This window comes from Paenibacillus sp. sgz302115 (genome assembly GCF_056120445.1).
On sequence record NZ_JBVYOK010000006.1, the window covers coordinates 40199 to 65811 of the forward strand.

General features: G+C 46.7%; 18 protein-coding genes. All 18 read left to right on the plus strand.

Features of this window, described 5'->3' with window-relative positions; all coding sequences use genetic code 11:
* The first annotated feature begins 38 nt into the window (after positions 1 to 38).
* The 18 genes from AC0LWN_RS13740 (at position 39) to AC0LWN_RS13825 (ending at position 25316) form a co-directional block, all read left to right on the plus strand.
* Complete coding sequence (locus AC0LWN_RS13740; protein WP_474666151.1) at positions 39 to 1451, plus strand: hypothetical protein; 1413 nt, start codon at positions 39 to 41, stop codon at positions 1449 to 1451.
* A 15-nt stretch (positions 1452 to 1466) separates the two neighbouring features.
* The gene (locus tag AC0LWN_RS13745) at positions 1467 to 4565 is read left to right on the plus strand and encodes a M23 family metallopeptidase (RefSeq protein ID WP_474666153.1); all 3099 of its coding nucleotides are present in this window, start codon (positions 1467 to 1469) and stop codon (positions 4563 to 4565) included.
* Entirely contained in the window at positions 4565 to 4984 is a 420-nt protein-coding gene (locus AC0LWN_RS13750) for a hypothetical protein (RefSeq protein WP_474666155.1), read from the plus strand. The genes AC0LWN_RS13745 and AC0LWN_RS13750 overlap by 1 nt, the downstream gene beginning before the upstream one ends.
* A 16-nt stretch (positions 4985 to 5000) precedes the next feature.
* Positions 5001 to 5414, plus strand: a complete 414-nt coding sequence (locus tag AC0LWN_RS13755; protein WP_474666157.1) for a DUF8551 domain-containing protein — start codon at positions 5001 to 5003, stop codon at positions 5412 to 5414.
* Between the two features lie 15 nt (positions 5415 to 5429).
* Positions 5430 to 7259 (plus strand): hypothetical protein, encoded by a 1830-nt coding sequence (locus tag AC0LWN_RS13760; RefSeq protein ID WP_474666159.1) that lies wholly within the window; start codon positions 5430 to 5432, stop codon positions 7257 to 7259.
* Positions 7260 to 7328: 69 nt separating this feature from the next.
* Positions 7329 to 8408 (plus strand): hypothetical protein, encoded by a 1080-nt coding sequence (locus tag AC0LWN_RS13765; protein WP_474666161.1) that lies wholly within the window; start codon positions 7329 to 7331, stop codon positions 8406 to 8408.
* Positions 8409 to 8497: 89 nt separating this feature from the next.
* Positions 8498 to 12718, plus strand: a complete 4221-nt coding sequence (locus AC0LWN_RS13770; RefSeq protein ID WP_474666163.1) for a hypothetical protein — start codon at positions 8498 to 8500, stop codon at positions 12716 to 12718.
* A gap of 83 nt (positions 12719 to 12801) precedes the next feature.
* Positions 12802 to 17289, plus strand: coding sequence for a hypothetical protein (locus AC0LWN_RS13775; RefSeq protein WP_474666165.1), 4488 nt, complete (start codon positions 12802 to 12804; stop codon positions 17287 to 17289).
* Between the two features lie 13 nt (positions 17290 to 17302).
* Positions 17303 to 18436, plus strand: a complete 1134-nt coding sequence (locus AC0LWN_RS13780) for a hypothetical protein (protein ID WP_474666167.1) — start codon at positions 17303 to 17305, stop codon at positions 18434 to 18436.
* A gap of 36 nt (positions 18437 to 18472) precedes the next feature.
* Positions 18473 to 19174, plus strand: coding sequence for a hypothetical protein (locus AC0LWN_RS13785; RefSeq protein WP_474666169.1), 702 nt, complete (start codon positions 18473 to 18475; stop codon positions 19172 to 19174).
* 11 nt (positions 19175 to 19185) lie between these two features.
* On the plus strand, positions 19186 to 20148 hold the full coding sequence (locus tag AC0LWN_RS13790; RefSeq protein ID WP_474666171.1) for a hypothetical protein: 963 nt from the start codon (positions 19186 to 19188) through the stop codon (positions 20146 to 20148).
* A gap of 17 nt (positions 20149 to 20165) precedes the next feature.
* Positions 20166 to 20975 (plus strand): hypothetical protein, encoded by an 810-nt coding sequence (locus AC0LWN_RS13795; protein ID WP_474666173.1) that lies wholly within the window; start codon positions 20166 to 20168, stop codon positions 20973 to 20975.
* Between the two features lie 435 nt (positions 20976 to 21410).
* Positions 21411 to 21815: a hypothetical protein gene (locus AC0LWN_RS13800; protein ID WP_474666175.1), complete on the plus strand. Its 405-nt coding sequence runs from the start codon at positions 21411 to 21413 to the stop codon at positions 21813 to 21815.
* On the plus strand, positions 21812 to 22111 hold the full coding sequence (locus tag AC0LWN_RS13805) for a hypothetical protein (protein ID WP_474666177.1): 300 nt from the start codon (positions 21812 to 21814) through the stop codon (positions 22109 to 22111). The genes AC0LWN_RS13800 and AC0LWN_RS13805 overlap by 4 nt, the downstream gene beginning before the upstream one ends.
* 2 nt (positions 22112 to 22113) lie before the next feature.
* Positions 22114 to 22482 carry a hypothetical protein gene (locus AC0LWN_RS13810; RefSeq protein WP_474666179.1) on the plus strand — a complete coding sequence of 123 codons (369 nt, stop codon included), beginning with the start codon at positions 22114 to 22116 and terminating at the stop codon, positions 22480 to 22482.
* 14 nt (positions 22483 to 22496) lie between these two features.
* On the plus strand, positions 22497 to 23480 hold the full coding sequence (locus tag AC0LWN_RS13815; RefSeq protein WP_474666181.1) for a hypothetical protein: 984 nt from the start codon (positions 22497 to 22499) through the stop codon (positions 23478 to 23480).
* Between the two features lie 13 nt (positions 23481 to 23493).
* The gene (locus AC0LWN_RS13820) at positions 23494 to 24519 is read left to right on the plus strand and encodes a hypothetical protein (RefSeq protein WP_474666183.1); all 1026 of its coding nucleotides are present in this window, start codon (positions 23494 to 23496) and stop codon (positions 24517 to 24519) included.
* An 11-nt stretch (positions 24520 to 24530) separates the two neighbouring features.
* Positions 24531 to 25316, plus strand: a complete 786-nt coding sequence (locus tag AC0LWN_RS13825) for a hypothetical protein (RefSeq protein WP_474666185.1) — start codon at positions 24531 to 24533, stop codon at positions 25314 to 25316.
* Positions 25317 to 25613: the final 297 nt, after the last annotated feature.

The following is a 25613-nucleotide window of genomic DNA, read 5'->3' on the forward strand; positions in this document are numbered from 1 at the left end:
CTCTTTTCCGTTCTATACTATATATGAGGTGAGCTGAGATGGCGACTTGGGTAGACGTTACCCCAAATGATTGGTTCTATAACGAGGTTATGGAAGCGTCCGGAATTTATCTGGAAGATGGGAAACCTATGATTTCCGGAATTGAGTATGGAATGTTTATGTCCGACGCCCCCTATCTGTACGAAGAGCAGAACGGCTCAGAGGGGAAAAAGCAATTCACTCTTTCGAAGAAAATCGTTCCCACTCCGGCCAATCCATTATTTGTTTATGTAGATGGTGTACAGACCGTGTATAAGAAGGTGAGCAATCCTTCGGCAACATCGACTCTGGTTGAATTCTATAGTGCTCCGCGCAAAGGGTCTGTCGTGTCATTTGTCAGCCAAGGAAAAGTTCTTACAGACCGATTCGGCCGTCCGCAGGACCCGGCAAGCTGGTCAGGATTTGGACATCCGAAGCATGTGCTCGATAATGGCGATGATTACGTCTGGGACCCATTTAACAGAAGCTATCAGGAGTATTGTTATGCTTTCGGGCGGCCCCTGAAGCGAATTGTAATTGACGAAGAGCTGTGGGGAGTAAGTGTGCCCAGCGCGCTTGTTGCCAAATACCTTGGAAACAAAACGGATTCCTATATGGTATCCCCCGCTCCCAATGCCTGCATTTATCTCCCCTATAATCTGAATGGTGTAACCTGCAAATTTAACTATGTCGTTTATAAAGACGGGTATTACCAGCTAAAGGGCGGCGAGTTCAAGGCGACAGCAGGAATGACTTGGCGTAATGACCGTTTCTTCCCTAATGCATACATCACCCGGGGGGAGGCCTTCACTTTAATTGATAGAGTGCGCAAAACGCTGTACAGCCGATTCAGTGATATTGATGCTCCAACCGCCAAGCTGGATCAGTATATTTATGCCGAGGAGGGGCAGCGGCGCTTCCGGCTGAATGGCACGTACCCGGCAGGCCAGGGAGTGCTTAAGGTCAAACGCAATGGTGTGCTGCTCACCAAAGATGTGAATTATCAGGAGACGGACAACCACACCGTTACTTTTGTGAACCCGCAGCCAGCAGGGACTACCTTATATTTTTATTACGAAAAGACGGTATCTACAAGATTTCTGGATGTGGGTACACTTACCGCCATATATAACAATGAAACCAAAGAGACGATCACCGTTGATGGGCGGGTACCGAATGGTTCATGGTGGGCGGAGCCGGTTCTGTCTCTGGAAGGAGAAACCTTTCAGGATGGCCAGTATTTAATTGAAGGTTATGAGCTTTCCCGGTTTGTGAATGGAAATCCTGTAGTGGATAACATGTATACACCGGTTGATGCGGTTTCCGAAGGACAGAAGAAGCCTTATTTTCTGCCATCCACTCTCTTGAACCGTGCTCAGGCTGTAACATTTCTTAACCGGTTCAGAAAATGGTGCATAGAACGATTTAAATGAGCAAGGGGGATAAGGATGCAGTATGTGAATGATGAATTGCAAAAGCTCCTGGCTGATCGCTTAAAGCTCGGAGAATATGCGAAACCCGTATGCCGGGTTGAAGTAGACCGAATGGCCTTCATTCCTGGACGAACAGAAGACATTTCCTTTGTAACCGGAGAGGCATCAAAAGAGGTAGAGCTTCAGCAGACGTTTATTGCAGAGGGATCAGAGGGACAAACGCTGGTGAACTATAAGTCTATCGTGCCTCCAGTTCCAGCAAGAGGGTCTTTCTCCCCGGACGACATCACCAGTAAATTCGGCATGCGAAATAAGAATATGCATACCGGAATTGACATTGGCGCATCCGTGGGAGAGACAGTAGTAGCAGTATGGTCTGGAAGTGTGTCAGCAACAAGCCATGCTAAACCGTATACCGGATACGGCTATTATGTTGATGTGCAGCATGACAATGGAGTAATGACCCGGTACGCCCACCTCAGTCAGATTCTCGTCCAGGTAGGCAGCGTAGTTCAGCAGGGGGATACAATCGGGCTTTCCGGGAATACGGGACATGTGATGTCCGGAGGTAAGGATGTTCAGGGCACTTATGACGACCCCAACTCGGACCGCTCGAAAGGCAAGGGGGCCCATCTCCATTTTGAAATTAGAGTAAATAATAAGCCTAAAGATCCGCAGCCGTATCTGGAAGGCACCTCCAAAATGTTCACTTCCTCGACGAATACAGGTGGAGGCCTTACTAATGGAGCGACGATTAAAGGGACTGTAGGAGCGCAGGTGTTCAATCAGCAATTTACGGATAAACAATGGATTAGTGCCCCGGGGATCAAGAATATAAGCCCTGATGCGGTTAAGCTAAGCTCTATACAGTTTATGCAAAGGCCAAGTCCTGAAAGCTACCTGGTTTACGATTTTGTAGCCAAGATGGTAAATGCACCGCGTTCATGCTCATTTGAGATTGAGTTTGAATCAGCCAAGGACTGTATTCTAAAAGCCGGGTATTTCTGTAATGTGGCAGAAGGTCTGGACCTGAATATTTATTTTAACAATCAGTTGCAGGTGAAGATTAAGAAATTCGATGCCGGGAGTTCTATAGAATCTATTGAAGATGTAGCCTTTCCTGCCGGAACCTATACCATCAAAGTCGAGGTTCTATGGTATGGAGGAGTGAGCTGCAAACTGGGTCTGAATTATATAAGGATTAATGAAGTGAATGGCGAGGTAAACACTGATAAGCTGTCCGCTGCCGATCCTACACAGAAGAAAGGATACTATGAAACTACTGAAATCGAGTCTATTGTGTTCAATGAAGTGAAGAAAGAGAACTCCTTGCAGGTGGGCCAGTTCGTGTATATGGATACGCTGGTTCTGGATAATATTATTTCGGTTGATATTGATGATCAACTGGAGATGGAGTCTCATGAAGCCCGAATTGTCATTTCGAACCCCGATGGATACTATTCCCCCGATTACAACCCTTTCTATTTCCCTGAGATGTATCAGCAGTCCCCATGGAGCTATTATATTAATGGTTATCATGTAGGCGTTCTTTCCGAGAATACGCCAGTGCGTATTTATTTCGGGTATGGTCAGAATTTAATTCGTGTATTTACAGGACTTATTGACAAAGTGGACGGCGGGGCAGACGACCACCAGTTGACCATTACCTGCAGGGACATGTATAAAAAAGTGCTGAATCATGTGCTGCTGGAGGATAAAGCCTATCCCAAGGTAAGTGTGCTGGATACTAATAAAACTGAGACGAAGGTAACTGACGCAGGCAGCGTGAGCGAGGGATACAGCGGTTCCCGCTTTGAAGAAATTGTGGCCAGGGCCAAGTACAATGCCAAACACCCCGACTTCAAGGGGGCTGCTGTAGACTATCTCTTCCTGCTCGCCATTGCGAAACATGAAACGAACATGGGGACGACAGGTGCGGGCCGGGAATCCAGCGGAGGTTATATCCTGGGATATGGTGTACCCAGTGGCTCTGCCAAACAACCGCAATATGCGGGGATTAACAAACAACTGTATTTTGGAGCCAAACGCTACGCGGAGGCGCTTAAGAGCCGGGGCTGGCGGATCAACTCGCTTGAAGATGTGAAATACTTTTGGCGGGGAGGAGACAAGGGGAACTACCAATGGTCTAAAGATACCAATTGGCCAAATCCGGTATGGGCGATCTATCAGAGTTATAGGGCGGACCCGTCACCCTTTGCTGATATTCCGGCATATCCCCAGTCTTCATCTTCCACAACTGTAGCAACGGGTACAGGACCAGACGATCTTAAAGCAGCGTGGCTGAAATCCGCAGTCGTGACAGACCTGATTGTTTCTGCCGGAATGACCGGCTGGCGGCAAGCTCCAAGCGATATCCACTACCCCGACTATGTGATTGAGGAATCATATTTTATCAGTACTAGCCAAGCTAAAGGTAAAGTTATTCGTGCTGTCCCAAACAAGGAGGGCGAGTTTGAAGAGGTGGATATTGAGGCTGTCATGACTCCCAATGGCTGGCTGAACCCCTTCATAGAGGAATACGGCAAGGAGTTCGAGGCATTCGAGAGTAAGGCTGGAGAGGCTATTTCTGAAATTACCAAGGATACGAACTACCGGTCGTACTGTGACCGTTACGGGACGTATCGCCTGGAAATGATTAATATGAACAAGCCGATTGCCGGACAGTTTACCGAATACGAGAATCTGGTATCTCTGGCGAAGACTACCGACTGGAGCCGGGGCCGCAGCCATCTTGCTGTTTTCGATGATGAAGGCAAGTATATGCACTTTTTAGACACGGAAATCCTGCTTGAGCTCAAGGGAGAGGTCCGCACTGCTGTCCTTAACATTCCGTATGCCAAAAGCGAATCAGAGAAGCGGAAGATTGCCGAAAGATTTTTCTTCGACAACAAATGTCTATGCCGCACCCTTCAAATCTCTGTCCCGGGTAATCCTGCGCTTGAAGTGCTGGATAGAGTATACATTTCAGACCGCAATACAACTACAAGAAGTGTCTACACTATTAAAGGAATCAAATCGACGTTCTCTGTGGAGAACGGGTACTTGCAAATCATCGACTTAACCTGGTCGAGCGGAGAGGGGGCTATTCTCTAATGGCCGGTGTGGCAAACGACTATTTGATTTATCCTATTCTGGATCTGATTAAGGCAGAGACAAAAAAGTCTACAACTAAAATAACAGCTGTTGATCCGTTTGCAGGAACCCCCTCTGTCCTTCTGATCAGAGAGCATCCTATGGACGCAGAGAAGGTTACCGGAGCGCATATGCTCTATGAATCAGGGTATGTTACTGATATTTATATGACTTTTGGATGCGGAGATGATATGGCGGGGGTTCCTGTTAATGTAGACTCGGAGCATCCGGACTGGGAATACTACACGGTCTGGCGGCTGGGGTCGGTGAACGTGATCCGCAAGAATCCGGCAGGGGCAACGCTAGAAAATTTAATCATCGGTCTAAACTATGATGAGGAAAGCGGACTCTTAAATGGGACAACCTTAACTCGTATATAGGAGGGGGTGAAGCAGAATGTCTTTTCAGATCACACACCCGGCAGGAGGCACGATTGATAAAGTCCGCGAGCTGCCTTATCCGCACTTTAGTAAATTCACCCGGCCCTTTGTCCGCGGGAGAATGATTGATGTGACGGCTGTGGCGAAAGTCTATGAGGACACGTACAGTCTCCCTTATGCGACAGAGTTTCTGTCCGTGGCCTTTGCGGCCAGTGAATACTGCATCGGAGATTTCTGGGAGCTGACCGTCAACGGAGATAAGATATGCGAGACGGTCTACACCAAGGAGCTGCCAGAGAGTGTATCCATGGGCAATTCCTTCGGGATCGTATATCCTCTCCCGGACAACGCCGAGATCAAGTTCGAGTACCACAATCTCAGCGGCTCGGCAAAGCAGGTATGGTACAACGTGAAATTTTTGCGTAAATAAGGAGGGGTGTGTAATATGCCAAGTAATAGAGTTGCTTGGGTAGAAGGCAGCGCAAATGCAGACAAGATTGTCTTTGAGCTCTCGAATCAAATTGTAAATGCAAAACTACCGGATGACGAGGAAAATGGTTGGACTGAATCTTACAGATCTGTACAAGACAAATGGGTAACCTATACACCTGTAAGCACACCGTCTACGGCGGGCATGTATCTGCATACAGATGGGAAAAAGTATCCGGTGTATAAGTTGAGTGACTTGACGGGAGTGAAGAATCCGGCTTCGGAAGCTTCACTTGTAGATTCCGACGGATACGTAAATGAGGTCAACACTGCTAACTTCAGCAATACTCCAACTGGCAGGAAATTGCTTGTGACAAAGGTTGCGTATACGGACCCTGATACAAACCTGCCTGTAGTACGGCCTGTCGCTGATTTACTTGTAGTTAACGTAGATGATACAACTAGAGCATCTAAAAAAGCTTGTTACATTGTAAAACAGGGATATAGTAAGGGTTCTGATTTTATCGACCATGCCCGGTGGCAGGATTTTAAAATCGTAGCTCCGATGCCCTCGGATTATGATTCCTTTTTGGCAAATGGCCAGCTTAATATCTATCTGTACATTAGTAGTAAATATGGTTCTGTAGCTCCGAATCTCGCTTTACCACACAGGTTCGACCAGCTCACATATAAGGCTGATTTAACACATTATTCAGATACGACAGTGGTGCTGAAGTCGGTCAAAAAGCCTCCAGAGGGACAGGTGGCAAAAGACTTCTATGTGATGCTGAAAATGCCTGCACAGCAATTTAACTATTTTGATGTGTACTACGGTGGGAATTTTAAAGTGGTCGAAGCTGCGGGAAGTTCGCTCAGCACATATAATAAGGCTTGTGATGTAGCCACAGTAAAGATAAACCAGGTCCCTACAATTAAGGATCAGGTAGAAGCTCACTTTGCTTATATGAAGTGGAATGACCCTGAAACATCCGAGGGTAAATATACCCCTGCGTATATAGAGTGGCTGTACGACTATGATGGAACAACCCAAGTTACCAGTCCACCGGCACACTTTTTCTTCGGGGCAAATAGTACCGTAAGCTGGCTTGCCAACAAGAAGCGACGTCCGGACTATGGAGTTAACTATTGGCTGTCTGTCAATAACAACCGGGTGGCTCTGGTACTCGAAGGAGATCCGGCTCCCGACATTGAAGGCTACTACCGCAGCTTTGGATACATCGGACGAATTATCCCGTTCAATGATACGGATTATGCTGGTAACTTCGGGGTGACTGTAGGCATGGGTGACATGACTGTGGAAAAGTCCGGCTTCACTATTGCTGATATTCGTGTAGACCAGAACCCTGCCTATGCCGGATTTGGGCGAAATACCTCGAACGGAATGTATTCCTTCTCTATGTTCAGAACGGCCTCAAATGTTATGTACCAATCCTACTATCCCGCATTTATCACACAGCTTCCCTCCTACAGTGGAGTTGGTAGCATCCCTTCCGATCTGTCTAAACTAATCCTTGATAAGACTAAAAACTTCTTCCAGGCTTCAGTTTGGACCAAGCGTTACCATGCCAGTCCAGTCTACCTGGTACATCAGTACGAAGGCTATCGTGGTTACATGGATGGTGTTGTAGCCATCAATGACTTTAACTTAATTAACAAGGATGAGCTGATTGTAGACACTGAAGAGTGGAAAGACCCGGCGGACCATTCCAAAGGAACCTGGACAGAAGTCTATAAGTTTTTCAGTGTGAACTCTCCCGTTAATTTTTTGAAGTTCTCTGCTAACCCTGATGAATGCTCTATTGCTATTCTGAAAGAAGTAAGGTAAAACACCGCTGTACAGAAACCTTTCTACTAACCCCGCTTTACATTTCCCATCCTAAGGAGGACTCCCCGCATGGCAAATTTTAAGTACGTTGAAACGATTACCACTTCCCGTGAATTACTGGATACGATCAAAGCACAGGTGATTGGAGCATCATACCCCTTCAATGCAACGGCAGGAGAAACTGCTGTTACTAACACATGGGCCCTCGAATCAGAAGTTGTAGACGTAGCAACCGGTAAGATTAAAGAACTGGTCCTAAAGGGAACTAGCAAGATCAATGCGCTAACCCGTGAGTTCTATGTTAAATTCACTAACAGTGGATTCGGAGCTTCTGCAAAGCATAGCTCGATGGTTGTACAGGTTCTTTTTAATAAAACAGGTACCGGCGGTTCAGCTACCTTCGGAGAGGCAGGACAGCCTGTCAACATTGAATGGGCAAAGCAGGATGCCAGCCCTGCAACAGACCGTACCCATGATAAACCTGTGTACCTGTATATGAACGTAATGAATAACCGGCTGGCGATGGTAATCGTTGGTGACCCGGCAGTTAACTTTGACGATTATCGCAAGTCTTTCGTTTATATTGGGGCGTTGAAGCCTTTCAAATATAACGAGGATGATGTGGATGGCAATATCATGGTAACCGGTGGGTCGGTAACCAACGAGCCAAGTGCCGTTCCGTCGGCACCTTATAACTTTGGCGCATATACCAGTTATGGCAACAACACCCTTCAAATGTTTAAGACAAGATCAGGAATCAAGTTCCAGCAGCACTTTGCGTCTTTCATTACACAGGCACCGGCACCAGGAAAAGCATTTGTTGATACTCAAGTAGGTGATACAGGTCTGAAATTGGAGCCACAGGGATTCAACGCATCTTCCTGGACTAAGAAGTATCACCTTTCCCCGATTTACATTGTTCACCCGTTTGACGGATACCGCGGCAGCCTGGACTACTGCATTGCAGTTTCGAAGAATAATATTCTTCATTTGGATGAGCTGATTGTAGATATCCCTGAAAGAACAGAAGGAAAGACCTGGAAGCAGGAGGTTTATCGTTACTTCGATCACAACACCGAAAACAATTTTATGAAAAAATCGGCGAACGTTCAGATGGGTATCGCGTTTCTGAAAGAAGTCCGCTACTAAAAAATCGCCCTACTAAATCGTATAAGAGCTTAAAGGGAACTTCAGACAGCCCTCTGAATTTCCCTTTTTTCTTAGGACGGAGGATTCTTATGTCTGGTCAACAATATAATTTCAAAGTGTCCGACTATGCAGTGTCCCAGACGGGGTACTTCTTTAAGGTCACTACGCTGCGACCATCCGTCAAGCCTTACTTTTTTGTGTATATTCCGTTCGGCAGGTACAGCAGTGTGCTTATGCTGGATTTTCTTGTTGCAACGAGAAAAGAGGTTCCGGCATTACTACATCAGCAAATTGCGCAGGCTATTCGGAAAGACATGGAAGGAATTGAAGGCGGAATAGTGATCTTAGGGCAAGATCAGAATCGGCCTGCTGAACTGATGCAAGCAGCGCACGCCACACAAGATGAAAGAATGGCTTTGTTTCTAAGGAATATGCAGGCATTAGTACCCGAACGTGCCGGAGAGCTTACTGACCTAAGTGTTGCTAAGTTGAGTGAAAGTAGCCGGGAAGCCGATCATCTGTTCAGTACAGAAGCTACTGTAAATGAGCACAGCCGAGAGGGATACATCCTATTGGATGCTATAGGCAATCGCAACGATCATGGAAGCTCTATGTTTGAGGACGGTCTGCCTGGAACCATTCTCCCCAAAAAATCTGAAAGCCTGCAATCATTGGATGAACTATTGGCTGAGCGTCCCATTGATTGGGACTTTAATGTGCTACGTCGTGTTTTCATATCCAATCGTGTTGCTGACTCTGATCTTCAGCGGCTGCAGATGAAGGATCTGGCCTTTCGTGTGGATAATCATGATCTACTTGTTGATCTGCAGATTGAAGCAGCATTCCGTCCATATACGCCCCAAGGAACGATTATGCGTGAGAGGCTTGAGGCTAAACGGAGCAGTATTTTCGATCTGCGGGTTAATACAGAGCGTTTACTGGGTAAGCGGATCTTCAACTGGGACGGCGCTGTGAATCGTGACTATTTTTTAAGCCACCGCATTATTAACTGGATAGGGAACGTTCTAAGAGACCGGGAAGAAGGAAAACGGCTGTTTACCTGGGATTCAGCCCCCGTCTCCACTAGCCAAGTATTGGCTGGGCGTGTTGATGATCCACGCACTATAGTGGACTATAACAGGATTAAAGGTGCCCGCATTGGAGATAATCATCCCGCATCTAAAATTCCGAGTCTCTTTTCCGGAGAAAGAGATGATGCAATTAGTGAAGCTATTGTTCATAACGACTATCACTGGGCGGAACTTAAAACAAGACAATATAATGCACACTTAGCAAAAGAAGTCCAGGCTCTACGTAAGGCAGAGGTTATCACCCGCCGCTTCATTGATAATATAGTGGGCATTAGGAATATTGATCATGCTGCACATGTAATACGAGAGCGTGGAGAAGCAGAGCGAGGAATATCGTTTCAAACCTATACTCTGCTGATCCGGCAGGCCGCGAGGAATGTGCTGAAGGATTGTGGATTCTTCGTTCACTCGGTTGCCAACCGGAAGCACGACAATCTGCTTGCGTTGGAGCGAAGTGTGCAGGGGGCGATGAGAAATAATAAACGCTCAGCGACCTATGGAGGGGGAGTCTCAGGGTCGCGCAACTGGGATGGCCGGATCTATCGGCACACGATAGGTTCTGGCAAACGTTCGGTGGATCTGGCGCTCCACCTGACTTCCATGGAGCAGGCAGAGCTGAACCGGAAAGTGGTCGTTCAGGTTATTCGTGAGTTTGGACGGGCTCAGCGAAATTCAGCAGACTTATATCTGTCTCAAAACCTGGAGGCAGATTATGGTGAAGTCCGTAAGCTTCAACTCTCACATAATGAAGCGGCATCAAAATCAAATGAACTGAACACAGAACTCGCCCGTTCCATTATAGGCAGCAAAGACCCGCTGAAGCTTGCAGCCCTCACCCGCGCAATCGAAGGCAATAGGCCAAGTGCTATACCCGTTCATTTAACAGATACACTAAATAGCTTCAAAAAAGAAAAAGACCTCTACGTGTCTGGAGGAATTGCTGGAGCGAAGGTACGACAGGGAGGTATACCTCTTGCTGAGCTTACAGATTCGCCTACTTTTGCAAATGGTATCACGATTCCACGGGCAGGGGATATGGTCGAGGAGTTTGAGCGTTTATTTAGTGAACTTCGTGAGGGGGATAAGTGGGGAATACTGCCGGAGGATCTGGATGTAGGCATCATTGACCGGGAATTCATGAGCACAATTCTGGATGTTATTTTTGCTTGGAAAGGGTTCTTCTCTGATTTTTTCGATCCGATGATATTTGCGGACCGCCTGCACGACGGCCATTCTCTGTTTGATTATGCATTGCAGTGGGCTAACAAGGAGAGGGCTGCAGAGCTGATGTCTCCGGATTTTCTGGTAGGAGCAAAGGGCCGCCTTGATGCTCTTATTGAGTCCAAAGTCGTGTTCGCTACGGATCAAGCCCATAACGGTCTTCTTGTATTTGATGTCAGTTTCGCAGATCGGGATAAGCTTAGAAGCGCCTTAGAGGTACGAGGAGAAGAGTTGGCATCCGGGACGGAGAAGCATGGCCACGTTGAGGAAGGTCAGCACTTCGATAAGAACAGTTTTTCTGCTGATTTATCTGAGGAACTGCTGGCGGATGATATGCTGCGCCCCGCTGTGATTGAGGTTCAAAATCCTTTTGGGTATTTTGAACCCGACCCTTCTTATCTAGGTGTTCACACCGAAGGGGGCCAGAGCAGCCGTCTCACCCATTTTGAAGAAGGAAAGACTGCCGCTAAACCCCGGAGACCCTCCGAATTAAGCGCTGGGGATATTGGGAAGCAGGAAGGAAGACCTTCTGAAATAGGTAAGTCCGAACAAGGGCATCTCGAAAAACGACCATCACACTACGAGGAAGCTATCCAGGGAACAGAACCTATTCGTCCGGGCGATATGCTGGATACTGGAGAGTTGGATCGGTTCACAAAACCATCAGAGGTAGCAGTCGAACTGGAAGGAGAAAGACCGGATATCCGTCCTGCCTTAGATGCCCAGGGAGCCTTCTTGGCTCAGCAAGAAGAGCGACCTGCGGAGCACTTGGAGCGAGGAAATCTCGGGCAACAGGAAAAGCGTCCAGCACAAACAGGTGATGGAGCATTAGGAAGTCAGATTTCAAGGGATGCTGCTGCTGAAGAGTCCATGCTTGCAGAACTTCAGGAGCGTCTAAGCTATCTGGCTTCAGGGTATGTCTTTGGAGAGCATCAGGATCGGGCAGGATTTATCGCAGAGATGTACTACGAAGCAGCTCGAATGAGTGAGCACGGAAGTACGCTTGAAGATGGCCTGCTGGGGTATATGCGTCTCGTATTTCATCAGGCTTTCCTGGAAGAGCACATGTTTGCAGTTAGACCTTCGGAAGCAGCGGAGTTGTTTGAGGATATTGTAGGGAGAGTAGAGCCCTTTCCGGCCATGCTTGAGGAAGGCAATCACGGAGAACCTGAAGCATGGCCGTCCTTTTATCACGATGAACTTATCGCTGACAAGCGGGAACACTATACCGAGCTATTAAGTGCCATTACCGGTACGAAAGAGGCGGCTGAATCCATCATTGAGGATTACCTGGCAGCCGTGAAGAAGCTGAAGGACAGTACTTTTAATCAAGACCTAACGGCTACTGAAAGAGTTAAGCAGGCCTTCATGGAGGCTATCCAAACCGAAGGACAAGGGCTTGTATATGACTACAATAACGATGTATTAGAAAACGGTATGGATCCGGAGGATTGGGCGGGAGGATATGGGGTACCGGAGGATTATGACCCTTATGATCCATCTAACCCTTATTATCCTTGGGTGGAAGAACTGAACACGCTGGAACTCGGTCAGGATGACTGGATTCGATTCGACAACCAGAGTGGCACAGCTTGGAGCAGGGATAAAAATCAGGGGTTGTTTATATGTGAGCAGCAACTGGAATCCCTGACAGGACTATATCGAAACGATTTTTCTCACACAGACTACATGTTTGAGACAGACTTCAGGGTAGGGGCAGAACAAGGAGATCACGCGGCAGGCATTTTGTTCCGGTATATCAACCCCCAGAACTACTACATGTTTGTGACCCATGGGGGCGATGTAGACGGAACGCTGGGGATGAGCCGTCCTATGCAGCTCTACAGGGTAGTTGATGGCAATCAGCAGCAGGTAGGGGCTCCTATGAACCCTTTTGCCTGGGAGAAAAACAAATGGTATAAATTTCAGGTTTCTGTCGAAGGGTCTCGGATCAAACTGTCCGTAAGCGGGCGGCTCCAATATGATTTTACAGATTAGAGGTGAAGGCATTGAAATCGACATTTGGTATATTCACGAAAGGGCAGGGGCAAGTGGCCTTCGGGCGGATGAAGGCATCGCTAGTGAACAATATTAACGACCCCAATCACCCGGACAACCCGGCAAGTCCAAATAGACCAAGAGTAGGTCCGAGAGAACCGGGGGAGGTTAATCCTGCTATTGGTGATCCGGGAAAAGGACAAATAGGGCGCTGGCAGACGGTGAATCTGGATTCCTTGGAATCCGTTATTGACCAGATTATTGAACAGTACCTTCGGGATAAGACCTGGTACTCTAATGTTCGCTGTCGTGAAGCTCTTTGGAATATGTACAAACGGCTGGAATGGTGGGTAAAGCAGCAGGTCGACCCCAGCCGGAGTGACTACCAGCGGGCACTCTTATTAATAAAAGACTGCATTAGGCACATTCTCGAAGAAGCACAGGACCCTGAACTCGCTCATAATGTGACCCTGCCTCACTGTCCTGCCCCCTTTTACTTCCCATTTAACGCGGATTATTACAATCATTTTGACGGCAATGACGTGGAACGTACACTGTTTGATATGACAGCACTTCCTAAGTCTGACGATTTCCACGGGCTTTTTCGCTATGTTTCTTCTGTCGAGGATCAGGAGTGGGAAATTGTCCATTCTGTGGGTTCGAACGAGACCGCGGGAAATGAAAATATTATGAAAATAGCCCTCAAGCAGTTGCTCCCCGGCAATTCTTCTAAAGTTACTTTTAACTGGCGCTGGAAGCGTATGGGATATATCTCGTTTAAATACTGGGCCAGCGCAGCGAACGGTAATGGACTTAACTTTTTTATAAATAATAACCAGGTAGGTGGGGAGTGGTCCGAGGGAAGCGGATGGCAGGAAGTTAAATTTAATGTGGCTCCTGGACAAACGTATAAGTTCGACTGGCTAGTACGAAAACAGGTCGGGGATCAGTTCGGACAGAATGCTGTCTATGTCAAAGATGTGAAGTGCATTGAAGTGATCCGCAGCCTGGGCGGAGATACCCCGCCTGATTTTGACACCATGGGTTCTGAGGCTTACGGTATACCGGGCTTCGAGTGGATCACCTGGTCGAAGAGCAGTGTGGTTAAAACCCATTTTAACGGAGTGGTTACAGACGAAAACCGAGCCCGGGCCCTCCTTTACCACCTGGACAATGAATGTGACGGTACTGTTCGTTTTGCTTACAGAATGGGCACTGCACAGCCTGGGGTCGCCAGCGAGCGTTACTGGATGTTTTCCGACAACCTAAAAGATTATTTTCAGTACAGTCAGGGGAAGCGGGGTAGTTCAGTTTCGGCAGCACACGACCCGTCGTGGACTTTGGATGGGAGCAGCTCCACTACGCAGGCGAATCAAGCGAAGATCGCTTATTCTCTAGTGGTTGGGGAAGGTTGTACAGTAGATGCCCGAGGGACAATTGAAATGGTCTGCCCTCCTCTAGAAATTGACCACTATGAGGACTCCGTACTTCAGACGATGGAAACCGCAAACTGGAGTCAGAGTGGTAATCTTCACTGGCAGAAAATAAACAATAGCAGCACTTACCGCATTGACAATCCTACTGAAGGAAGTGGTGCTCTCCAGACGGTTCTTTACCTGGAAGATGACGGCTGGTTTGAGTTTAGTTTTGATCACTCACTACGACCGACAGAACGGCTTGAGGTTCTGGTTGACCAGGAGGTTGTGTTTGAATCCGGGAACACGAACTCTGGACAAGACATTTATATCCCGTTAAATCAGGGTCAGCACTTTATTTCTTTTCGGATTACGGATACCTACACTGAAGAAGGGATCACTGCTACTACAAATCTTGATTACAGCTATGGTTCAGCAACACAGGGAAAATCATATACCAAAACGGGCCCATTTGGAAGTGAGTTTACGATTACAAGAAACTGGGAAATGAGTAATGCTGGAACCTTTACAAGCCAGGATGGGAACCAAATCAATTACACTGTCACCCTAAATCCAGGGGCTTCTTTTGAGGTGGAAGAGATGCTTCAGCTCACCGCTCCTTTGAATGAGAATCCGGACGAACCTATTTTCAAAGAGGATTTTAACAAAAGTAATGGCGAGCATGATCTAAGAATCAGCATGTCTCCCAATTGGGAGTGGAGAGACATCCTCAAATGGTTATCTGACCCAGATAACGGGGACGGGGTGTACATTGTTGAGGGAAAGGACAACTCTAACAACACTATCACACTTTCCGGTGTTCCTTTAACTAACGATGGAGTCCTTGAATTTGAGTATGGAGGAAAGTTCGGGTCAAAAGAAAATCTGGTTCTTACCATCGATGGGACTGTAGTCTGGGCTGATGCCCAGACTGAAACCAGTACCACAGGAACCAAAGTGAAAGTTCCGGTCAAAGCGGGAAATCACACGTACCAGTGGGTATATAAAGACCTTGGAGGAACAACATATATTGATCCAGAAGCCGAAGGAACGGGAGCTCCCGATTCAGGAGAGGTGAGCTACCCTGCAGGCTCCTTTAATCAGCCTATCGTATATGGTCAAAGCGACTGGGCGTTACTAACAGATCGTCAATCACGGATGCGCAGCGGAGGTACACATTTCAACACTCCTTTATCGCAGCAGGAGCAGGCATCAAGCACCAACGGAGCAACCATTACGCGAAACTTCTCTTTTAACAGCTATGCGGACGTGAGTTTCTACGAAAAACTGACCATTACGGCGGGGAAAGGTATACCGTATAAAAGTGAGAAAATACCTATTTCTGTTGATTTTTTCCGTAAAGGCGGTTCAGGCGGAACCTTGTATGAAGGCGATGGATATCACTGCTTAAATATTACAGGGATTGACCCAGGACAGTCGGTAGGCTGGATCTCCAATAATTTTTATACCCACGGGTGGATAAATATCACTTTTGATTTACTGGCGTATCTGGTTGACGCGACAGGGGACTTGGCCACATCGGATAACAGAAACAAATCGGGGCGTGACACAGATCATCGGGGAGAATTTAGTGTGCACATCGTTCCTGCAGATGGAACTTACACAAATGAAAATCAAGTTTATCAGAGATTGGAAAATATAGGGCCGGCATATAACTACAAATATATTACTGACTGGAATAATGCACTGTCCGTTCCCCCCATTAAGAAAAGTGTTCCTCCAGGTTACTACTATGTCTATTTTAGGATGTTTGATGCCATCGCAGACTACGACAAAGACGCTAGTGGTCTTCCGTACTATGTAGCATTTAAAAATTTTAGTCTTACAGGTTCAACAGTCCCCTCAAAACCTAATAGTTTAGACCATACAAGCGTAAAAGTTGATCTCCTTGATATCTCAAACGGATCTGTGCTGAATTCTTATACTTACGGAACAGAAGGTGCAGCAAGCCGGGATATAATAGTGTCCTTTGGCAGCTTGCAGCCAGGACGTGCCTATCAAGTGAGGTATACCCTGCTGAAGGGAGAAGGAACAACTGGTGGATTGAACGGCAATGGAGGGAGCATGCAGCTCAGCTCCGGCTGGTTCTCCGAAACCTGGTCCCCATATCGCCGGGATAAGAACGGGAACTTTTACTCCCCAGGCAACAGCCCGTACCCGCCATCCCCTAGCAATCCCCCTCAAACATTACCCGAAAATGATGGTTCGTACTGCTGGATTGATGTCATCAAGCTCTATCAGTCCAACCGCGCAGTCTGCCCAGGAACTGGGCTTGATGTGGTGGTCACAAGTGGAGGCAGTCTTATTTCTCAGGATGTATACAGTTCACCAAGCCAGCAGGAAGTAACTGTAAAGTTAAATAACAGTACCCAAACAGTCCAGACATATGAAATCTCAATGCGTTTCTTGGCTGGCTGCAGCGGGGATAAGGCTTCTATGTATAAAGGGAGGTACAAACTGGTTGATAAGAGCATAATTATGCCTTCCTATGCCCAGATCACGGGCTTTCGTGCAACTAATCACAAGCCTATTTGGATGGGGGGGTGTTATACAAGTAAGATTCACGTCAGGGTATACAACGAGACAGGAACTTTGGTGTACGGTACTGATTTCATCGGTGGAGGACTAGATTCATTCCTTGTTAGTAAACTACCCTTTTCACCCTACTCTAAGTACAGAGTTGAAGTCGAGACAGAGCAGGGTGGCCAGATCAGCACTGTGACTGGGAAACATTATATGACTACTTTCAAATTGCTTGACTTTACAGCCTACGAAAATTGGGTTTTTGTCCCTGATCCGTTCAAGGGGAAGCTGGAGTTCTTTATAGACAGCACACTAGTAGACACGTACACAAATCAAGGCGGTTTTTATGAGGTCTCGTATCCAGTTTCTAAAGGAGCTCATGAGTTTAAGTGGGTGTTCACGGAGCTTGGCAGCGGATATAGCTGGGACTATTGTGATATTGATCTCCTGCAATTAACGAACTGGATTTGTGATAGGGTACGCGTTACACCGTACTGTGAAAAAGGGGGAGGGGACAAATGTGTTGAGGAGCTCATAAAGTGCCTGCTGAAATTGTGGCAGGACAGACCAAAGGCTTGCTCGATTGGTAGAAAAATATGGCTGTTTACGTAAGGAGGACTCTGTTATGGGTGTCGTGGCGCTCAAGAAGAGCGGATTGATTTACCGGGATACGTTCGAGGCGGTGTCCTTAGATGGGAGATGGGAGATATCCCCGAACGACGCATCACGTTATGAATTGCTTGGGAATGCACTGCGGTTAAAGTCGGGTGTTGATCCTCTGTTCGCATTCTTTTCTCCGCTGACTACGACTGAAGAGTTTGTGATTGATTTAAAGAATCTATACAATCCATCCGCCAAAAATAATCTGGGTGGGCTTACTGTGTTCGGAACGGCCGAGGACCGGATTGATATGGAGGAGTACTACGATGAAGTTGAAGGCACAGCCCGATCCTATCCGTGGATTCGGCTGATACGCAGCTATAACGCATATAGTGCTTATTGGTCTGAGGAAGGTGCGAACTGGAAAATAGAAGGTACGGATCAGTTTGACGTGGCAGCGCCTAAGGTTGGCCTTTATCTGACGGGCGAAGAGAGCATGGATGTGGAGGAAATTCGGATATTTAGCTCAACAAAGATAAAGGTTACTGGACTCATAGAAGGCAGTCATGTGGAGCTGGTTCAGGCGGGAAAAGTTGTCTCCTCCGCCATTTGCCGTACTGGAATGTCTGAGACAGAACTGGACGTATCGGGGGTGCAGCTACCCTTTACCGGGAACTTCATTGTCAGGCTGCCTGAGAATAACACCTTTACCAGTACTGAAGTACAGGAGATTTGGGGAGGTGACGAATATAATTTTGAACCTAACGCTGATTTGTACCTCGTTGAAGGGAATGGCAATGAACTGCCCTTAATCGAAAATATGGAGAAATTCTTAGGGTACGTGCAGTCTACAACACAGGACTATAAGGATTTCCGAATATTGATCCGCAACAATATGACCAGCGGGACAATCAAGAGTGTGAAAATCAACATTACCTGGCCGGACGGGACCCCGGCGGATATGAAGCTTGCGGATCTGTACCGGGATATTAACGGGGAACCCGCTGTGAAATATGCTGTTCTTGATTATCCTTCAATTGCTGCAGGTACAGTTACTCCATTCTGGCTACGAGTGCGCCGGATTACCGATTCTATGGCCTCGAAGGGGATCTCTGATGTTAATTTTGGGATAAATATGATCTCAACCTATATTAACTAAGCAGTAGCTCGTATATAAAAGAACAGGCGGGTGGGGGTGAATAAGTTGGCCGTTCGCTTTACGCGTACCGGAATTAATAGCAAAGTTACAGACCATAACCAGTTGCTGAATAAAGGTACTCACACACATGCTGAGATTGATACCGCCCTTTCGGAGCTTGATGCCGCACGCAAAGATTTCAACAGCTTGGATGCCCGATTAATTTATATTCAGGAGAACTCAACTGGCGGCGGTGGAGGAGGCAAGGGAGGCTACGGAGGCCTGAAGTACCGCTATGAGTCAGCTCCAGGAACCCGAACCTCTCCACAGACAGATTTTACAGTCCCCGCGTACACCGTTGGAAATAATTCATTACTTGTGTTCGCGGAAGGTATTCTAATGTCCTCACAAGAGGATTATCACGAAATAAGCACGACCAGGATCAAGTTTAACGACAGTATTCCTGTGGATCAGCGGATAATCTTCATCTGTCTTGGTGTTGGGGGTGGAGATGCGGAGTCTCCCTCAGAATCAGTGGATGTAGATATTAAGTATGAATACAACGAAGACCAATCCATAAAAACGGAGCGGACATACAGTACTGGCAGTGAGCCGTCCCTATTGAAGGAAGTGGCTTACACTTATGAAGGCGGCCGGGTTCTGACAGAAAGTGTGAGCCAGGGGAATGTCACCATCCGAAAAACGTTTCAGTATGATGCTTCTTTTAACGTTGTACGTGTGATATCAAGAAAATTGTAAGGAGTGAAACAATGGGAGCACCCAATAGATATAATTTAGGCAAGGTATCTATTTTCAACCTTGCGAGCACGATTGCAGCCGCTATGGCAGACGACCCTTACTGGTCAGTTTCATACTCTGATGTTGTGCCTAAGCCTTTTAGTAGTATAAATCGTGGAAGTATGATTTTTAAGAATAAGATGGATTCTTCCTTGTACTTTATGCTTAACGTCAACACTTACTCTAATCATTTTATACAATGTGGTTTTTATGAATCCGAAGCAGGGACTATTGTTGCCGATATTGTCAGGGATGCTCAGTATCCAGGTGTTTATGCATCCACTCCTTTAAATGTATCGAATGTAAACAATAGTTCCTATCAACTTACTGTTCTTACCACCAATAATTTTATTTATATAAACGGTGAGGGTGACGGGACAGCCGACCAGTATCCGTTACGTCTATATGCGGGCAGATTAAAGCCGTATGAAACAGAGGACCCCCTTATTGCAAATGATTTTGTAGGGCTGTTCACTCACTTCCCTGTTGGTTACAACGTTTCTGATAACACAGCCTATGCCAATGGAGCCAAAAATGTAGGCCGGGGATTTGTAAGGAGATCAAGGAACGGTACAAAGAACTACATCTATAATTTTACAACTAACAGCCAGCTTGTATCCCCAGGTGCTGGAGGACGCTTTTTCATCTCTCCTTTTTATATTTATGATAATGCCGAGGGTGTTCGGGGTGAATTTTTTGATATGTACACCGTGTGCTTTAGGGATGGAACTGCCTATCCGGATGGTTCGGTGCTTTCGGTTGGAAATGATAAGTACTATATATTTCATGTTGTAGATCAGATTCCTCCTCAGAGCTACCAGCCCTCAGGAGCACAGTCAAGTATAACGACCCATGGCAGATGGTATTTCTTTGATACTGCGGTTCTTCATACCAATAGCGATAAACCCCAGCGGGCGATCCTCGTCAAAATATAAAGGGAGGCGGTGATAATATGGCTTTTTTCAGCAAAAAGATCAAAATCAATTTACTATTCAGCTTTTTGGTGGCGAATTTCAAAAGCATTAGCGATGGCTCCTGGACTGTAGTGTTTGAGAGTGCCACTATGCTTGTAGTGAAATCTGCTGGCACTTCCGGCAATGAAAAGATGTACTTGAAAATTGAACCGGATACCAGCAAGAGCGCCACGGGAAATACTGTGAGAATGACGATATCAGACAACATGTCCTCTACGGATGGCACTGTTCCTTCCCCCTCTATAGCAGTAAGCCGAATAATTCAGTTTCATACCGCTGCTGTGGATACTAACGCTCTTATTGACTATCATATGTCTGTGCTGGCAGACCGGATTTTTCTTTGGGTCGCAGGGGATGCCAATTCTACAACGGGACTATCTGTAATGGCTTTTGCCGGACTTATTGCTCCCTACAAACCGGAAACTTCGGTAACCAATGGCTTTTCTATTGGCATAAGTTATAAATCTCCAGAAGATGGCTTCCGGGCGATAAAAGATTCATCAGGAGGCACAGCGAGCTCTCTTTACAAGTCATATTCCACACTGGTTCCTGCAAACCCGGGCCCTGGAGGAGATTATAATGTATTTCCTCAAGTGTTGGCTAATGCAGTAGACGGGGCACGCGGAGAGCTTCCTGATATTTACCATATTCCACCTATCGGAGTCGGTCAGGGGGACATTGTGAATGTCGGGGGAAAAGCCTACACAGTATATGCGCTGAGCCCTCAGCCTGCCGGGACTGGTTATAATAACTTCGCTGGCCCAAAAGTTGCCGTATACATGGGATAGGGGTGATTGACCTTGCCTTCATTTGACGGTAAAGCAATACAAGGCCGGGCTGGAGCCCGGATGTACACGAAAGAAACTAAGGTATGTTTACCTCCGCTAATTGGCAATAAATTACCTCTTAGCACTTCCAATGCCCTTGTAGGACTGACTGAGCATACTGTGAACATCCTCAAACGTAATTTCCTTTTATACCAACCTCTGCTAGTCCTTAACTCCACTCAATTGTCTATAGGAACTCCCGCCATTCCCAAAGGTTTGACAGAGCGGGCTGCCGACATTCACCAACGTGCTATTCCTCTCTATCAGCCCCTCCTGATTTATAATGCCATTCAAAGGCCGGGACTGCCGGGAGTTGTTCTGGGTGGCAGCTCAAAACAGAAAAAGTACCGCCGGTTCCCGAATCCGCATATCCCTCTAACGAAGGGAGTGAAGTAAGTGAATGAGGTGTGGATGATGCTGACGTATGATAACAAGCCCCTTACTATCGAGTTTGAATCAAGACTGGAGAGTGGTAAGGCACAGATCGTTTCAATTCCCTTTAATGCACGAAACCTAAATATAAAGACTGTGAGGGTAGTTCCTCAGGAGAACGCCTGTGATGTTGAGCTAACGATCCTAAGCAGCAGTTCAGAGGCTCAGGCTGAAGAACTCTACCAAAATGATACGACCTTTAGCACTGGTGATCCCCAAGAGGGAATTTACGACAACATTGATATGCTGTATATCGACGGAGACGACACCTCAAAGCTGCATTGCCGGATCAAGAATACCGGAGCACTAACGACAACTTTCAAAACTAAAATAATGGCCTTAACAGTCCGATCGGAGGTGCCTAATTGATTGCCTTATTAAACGGTGGGACACTTAGCACTCTTCAGGCAGGACTGGCTTACCTCTCCGAAATGATAGATGTTAGCGTGGAGTATGAGTATGCCGGTGAAAACATCTCCAAAGAAACAGTCTACGATAAACAAACCCCCCGCAATATCCTGAAAACTACCACGTACACCTATAACCAAGAAGGCCTTCTGGAGACGGAAACGGTCAACAAGGCTGGCATCACAGTGGTAAAGACCTTTTTCTATAATCTGGACGGTAACTTAACTGGCGTAGATATCACCAAAATGGAGGGATGATCGTGGATCAGTCTGCTACAACTGCTATGTCTGTGGCACAAGATGAACTTAATATTTACACCTTGAAGAGTAACTACCGGCGTATTTTCAGTAAGCTATTGGGTCTATTTTATGGCCATAATGCCCCAGTTGAAGAGGAAGTATCCTCAGAACCTGCAGTAAACAAAATATTGACCCGTCAGGAGTTCGAAATCCTGATGTTTGGACTGAACAGCCAAATTCTGTTTCCAAATACAGGATCAATGTTTGCGGCTTCCTTCAGTTATTTGGCTGATGACCTTGAAGCAAATGCGGAGGCTATAGCTTTTACGTTTGGAACCTTGGTAGAGGAAGAGACGGCCTATCAAATGCAGATACGCTTTGGCGTCTAGGAGGAGGGGGAAAAGTGTCCTACGATTTAAGTGCTATCCGGCGCTATACGCTAGCAAGTTATACCAGGCAGCAATTCGTGAATCAACTGGGGAGTCTGCTTGCTAACGATCCATTCTGGACTATAACAAGCCTAACAACGACTAACGGAGTTACTGGCGCGACGCATGGAGTAATTAAGCTAACGAACAAAGCAGATACCAATATGGAGTTTTTAGTAGGGTTGGACTGGAGTATAAACTATGGAGCTGCCTTGCGATTTGGCCTTAAAAAACAAGGTGCAACGCCATCTCTTGATTGTTATACAGAGAGTGGAAAGAGCAGTCAGTATGACATGGCTTTGCAGCTTCAAATTCCTGGTTCTCCTAAAAATACAGCTACTGGTGCGTTATCCCGAATGGATGTGATCACACAGAAAGAATGTATTTTTGTTATGACTACGCCAATAACCTACAACGATTCAGATGTTCCTGTTCGTCTATATCTGGGGCGTTGCAAAGCCTTTGAGGCTGAGGACAGCAGCTATGGGAGTGAGTTCTATGGCGTGTTTGGGCATGTTCCTCTAGGAGTGGCTGATACTGCTTCTGTGGAGTTTTCTAGTACAACTGGATATGTAGTTAGCCGTGGCGTAGTCAAGAAGAACCGGTCAAACCAGCTATATGGAGAGTACGACTTTGTGGGAAGCTCACAGGTACTATCTCCCGGGCCGGGTGGACGGATTATTATGTCTCCTTTTTTACTGGGCAATGCTCAAGAGGGCGTTCGTGGCACTTTCTGGGACGTGAATACAGCTGTGTTGCGAAGCACACAATTCTTCCCGGATGGTTCAGTCATAGATATTGATGGTGTCCGGTATTACGTACTTCACTGCGATATTAATGCGACCAGTTGGTGGCCCCAAAGTGCTACAGCCACTCACATTGTCGGTCAGTACGGATATAACTTTTTTGATTCCGTGGCCGTTCCGCTAGGCACAAGAGTGATGTTATTTAAAGTCTAGGAGGTGAACCACAATGCCAATGTCAAACATTCGGAGATATGACATTCCTTCAATAGCCCTTTCAAACCTCATGCAAGGAATTAGTACCGCGCTAGCCGATGACCCTTTTTGGTCTGTTCAATTCTTGGCAGGGAGTGGACTGGGATACGGAGTTACCCACGGGGGTACCGTTTTTACTAACAAAAATGATCCCAATATGGTGATTACAGTAGGAGTGTGTACACAAAATACGAGCTACCCTTCATCTCTCCGGTTTGGTTTGTTCAAGAACGCAACTCCCAAGCCTGATTGCTTTACTAATACTACGGCACTTGCCTTACCCAATGCTCCGAATTTTGGGGGCTGGGGAGGGCATTATCTCGATGCTGGGCTTGGTTGTTTCAGCGGAACGAATCAGTCGAATATATCGGGATCTCAAAAAATAGTATTAATATCTCACAAAGAATACGTGATGATTCTCTCTGAGCCCATTACCTATCTCAATGTGCACTACCCCATCCGTTTGTACCTTGGCCGCTGCAAGGCCTTTGAGACAGAAGATCCGGCCGTAGCCGATGATTTCTACGGATACTTCCCTCAAGTTCCTGTAGGGGTGAATAGTAGTTATCAGACAAACTTTCCGAACTACCTAAATTTTGGACGGGGTGTGGTCAAGTATTCCCGTGCAAAAGAAGCGTACCAGTATTACAGCTTCATGCCGCAGTCTCAGCAATTATCTCCGGGGGTAGGAGGAGTTGTCTTTGTTTCTCCATTCTATGTCTACAACTACAATGAAGGTGTCCGTGGCGAATTTTATGGCATGCGTACCGCTGTGTTAAAGCCATCCTCCCTATCCTCTTATCCAGACGGCTCCATAATGAATGTTGGGGACGATGAGTACTATGTAGTCCATGTTAGTACTGCTGCGAACATCAATAAAGCAGCTTATTCCAGTTGGTATAACGGTTCCGGGGTATCAATGAGCGCTCTCCCCAAATTCTTCGATTCTCCGGTCCTTCCCAACAACGGCCAGCGTATTTTGCTGTTCAAAATTAATTAAGGAGGAGAACTATGCCTGCATTCTTTGGAAAAGTTAGAATCAACCAGCTTTACGATGCTCTTGTCAGTCACTTAAAAAGCTCATCTGCTGCTGCTTTATGGACTCCTGTTAATGAAGCGGCATCAGCGATCTCTCTGACCTCTACAGGGGTAAGCGGCACGGATAATCTTTTTGTTAAATTGGATGCGGGTAACTCCAAATCAGCAACAGGGAATCAACTCGTACTGACAGTAACCGACCTGATTAGCGAGGATGGTACAGTCAGCTCTACGAAAAACGAGCGGAATGTCGTTGTTTTTTCGGCTGCTGTGGATACCAATCTACTTTGTGAGTATGATTTATCCGTTACCAAAGACAGAATCATCCTCTGTGTAAAGGGGGATCCTTACGCCAACAACAATGTCAGTATGGTTGCTTACGCGGGTCTTTTTAAACGCTACAGTCCTGAGATTAATTCGATGGCTCAAGGCATTGGCGTATCCTACCAGGGGGATAATGGATTCTGCTGTCTACAGGACATCACTGCGCAGCAATACTACAACATCTATCAGGGAAGAAGTGTCATTGTTCCATTGAATCCGGGCTGGGGGACATTATACAATGGCAATCCTGTTATACTCGCGAATATGTACGAGGGCGCAAGAGGAGAACTGCTGGATATATTGGCGCTGCATTACTCAGGTGTAACTGCGGGAGATAAAATAACGATGAATGGTAAAGAATACAAGGTTCTACAGCTCACCACAAACGGCAGCAGCTTCCTTCCAAGTACAACAGTTGCTGTTTGTCTGGCCTGATGGATGTCTTTCAGGTAGGACAAGTCCAGGTGCGCCCGGAGCTGGACGGAAGTCAGAGTAATCCTCTGCCGCTCACACTTTCGTATGATGTTGCAGTACCGCAGAATCTGATTTTTAATCGCTCATCACGGCCATCTGCAACCCTCGGCGGGGTGAGCGCCAATTGCTATGTTGGAAGCGCCCCAAACAAAATCGTCCCCGCACAAAACCTGATTTTCAACGATATATTTCGTACCACGCTTCATGCAAAAGGATCAACCAGTGAATATAAAAACGGTCCCAGAACGTACGCACAGT

What these genes read in the sequence shown, in the direction of transcription:
- AC0LWN_RS13820 (WP_474666183.1), top strand. Translation starts at nt 23,494, where the DNA reads ATGCCAATGTCAAACATTCGGAGATATGACATTCCTTCAATAGCCCTT.
- AC0LWN_RS13770 (WP_474666163.1), top strand. Translation starts at nt 8,498, where the DNA reads ATGTCTGGTCAACAATATAATTTCAAAGTGTCCGACTATGCAGTGTCC.
- AC0LWN_RS13740 (WP_474666151.1), top strand. Translation starts at nt 39, where the DNA reads ATGGCGACTTGGGTAGACGTTACCCCAAATGATTGGTTCTATAACGAG.
- AC0LWN_RS13825 (WP_474666185.1), top strand. Translation starts at nt 24,531, where the DNA reads ATGCCTGCATTCTTTGGAAAAGTTAGAATCAACCAGCTTTACGATGCT.
- AC0LWN_RS13760 (WP_474666159.1), top strand. Translation starts at nt 5,430, where the DNA reads ATGCCAAGTAATAGAGTTGCTTGGGTAGAAGGCAGCGCAAATGCAGAC.
- AC0LWN_RS13790 (WP_474666171.1), top strand. Translation starts at nt 19,186, where the DNA reads ATGGGAGCACCCAATAGATATAATTTAGGCAAGGTATCTATTTTCAAC.
- AC0LWN_RS13765 (WP_474666161.1), top strand. Translation starts at nt 7,329, where the DNA reads ATGGCAAATTTTAAGTACGTTGAAACGATTACCACTTCCCGTGAATTA.
- AC0LWN_RS13750 (WP_474666155.1), top strand. Translation starts at nt 4,565, where the DNA reads ATGGCCGGTGTGGCAAACGACTATTTGATTTATCCTATTCTGGATCTG.
- AC0LWN_RS13755 (WP_474666157.1), top strand. Translation starts at nt 5,001, where the DNA reads ATGTCTTTTCAGATCACACACCCGGCAGGAGGCACGATTGATAAAGTC.
- AC0LWN_RS13795 (WP_474666173.1), top strand. Translation starts at nt 20,166, where the DNA reads ATGGCTTTTTTCAGCAAAAAGATCAAAATCAATTTACTATTCAGCTTT.
- AC0LWN_RS13780 (WP_474666167.1), top strand. Translation starts at nt 17,303, where the DNA reads ATGGGTGTCGTGGCGCTCAAGAAGAGCGGATTGATTTACCGGGATACG.
- AC0LWN_RS13745 (WP_474666153.1), top strand. Translation starts at nt 1,467, where the DNA reads ATGCAGTATGTGAATGATGAATTGCAAAAGCTCCTGGCTGATCGCTTA.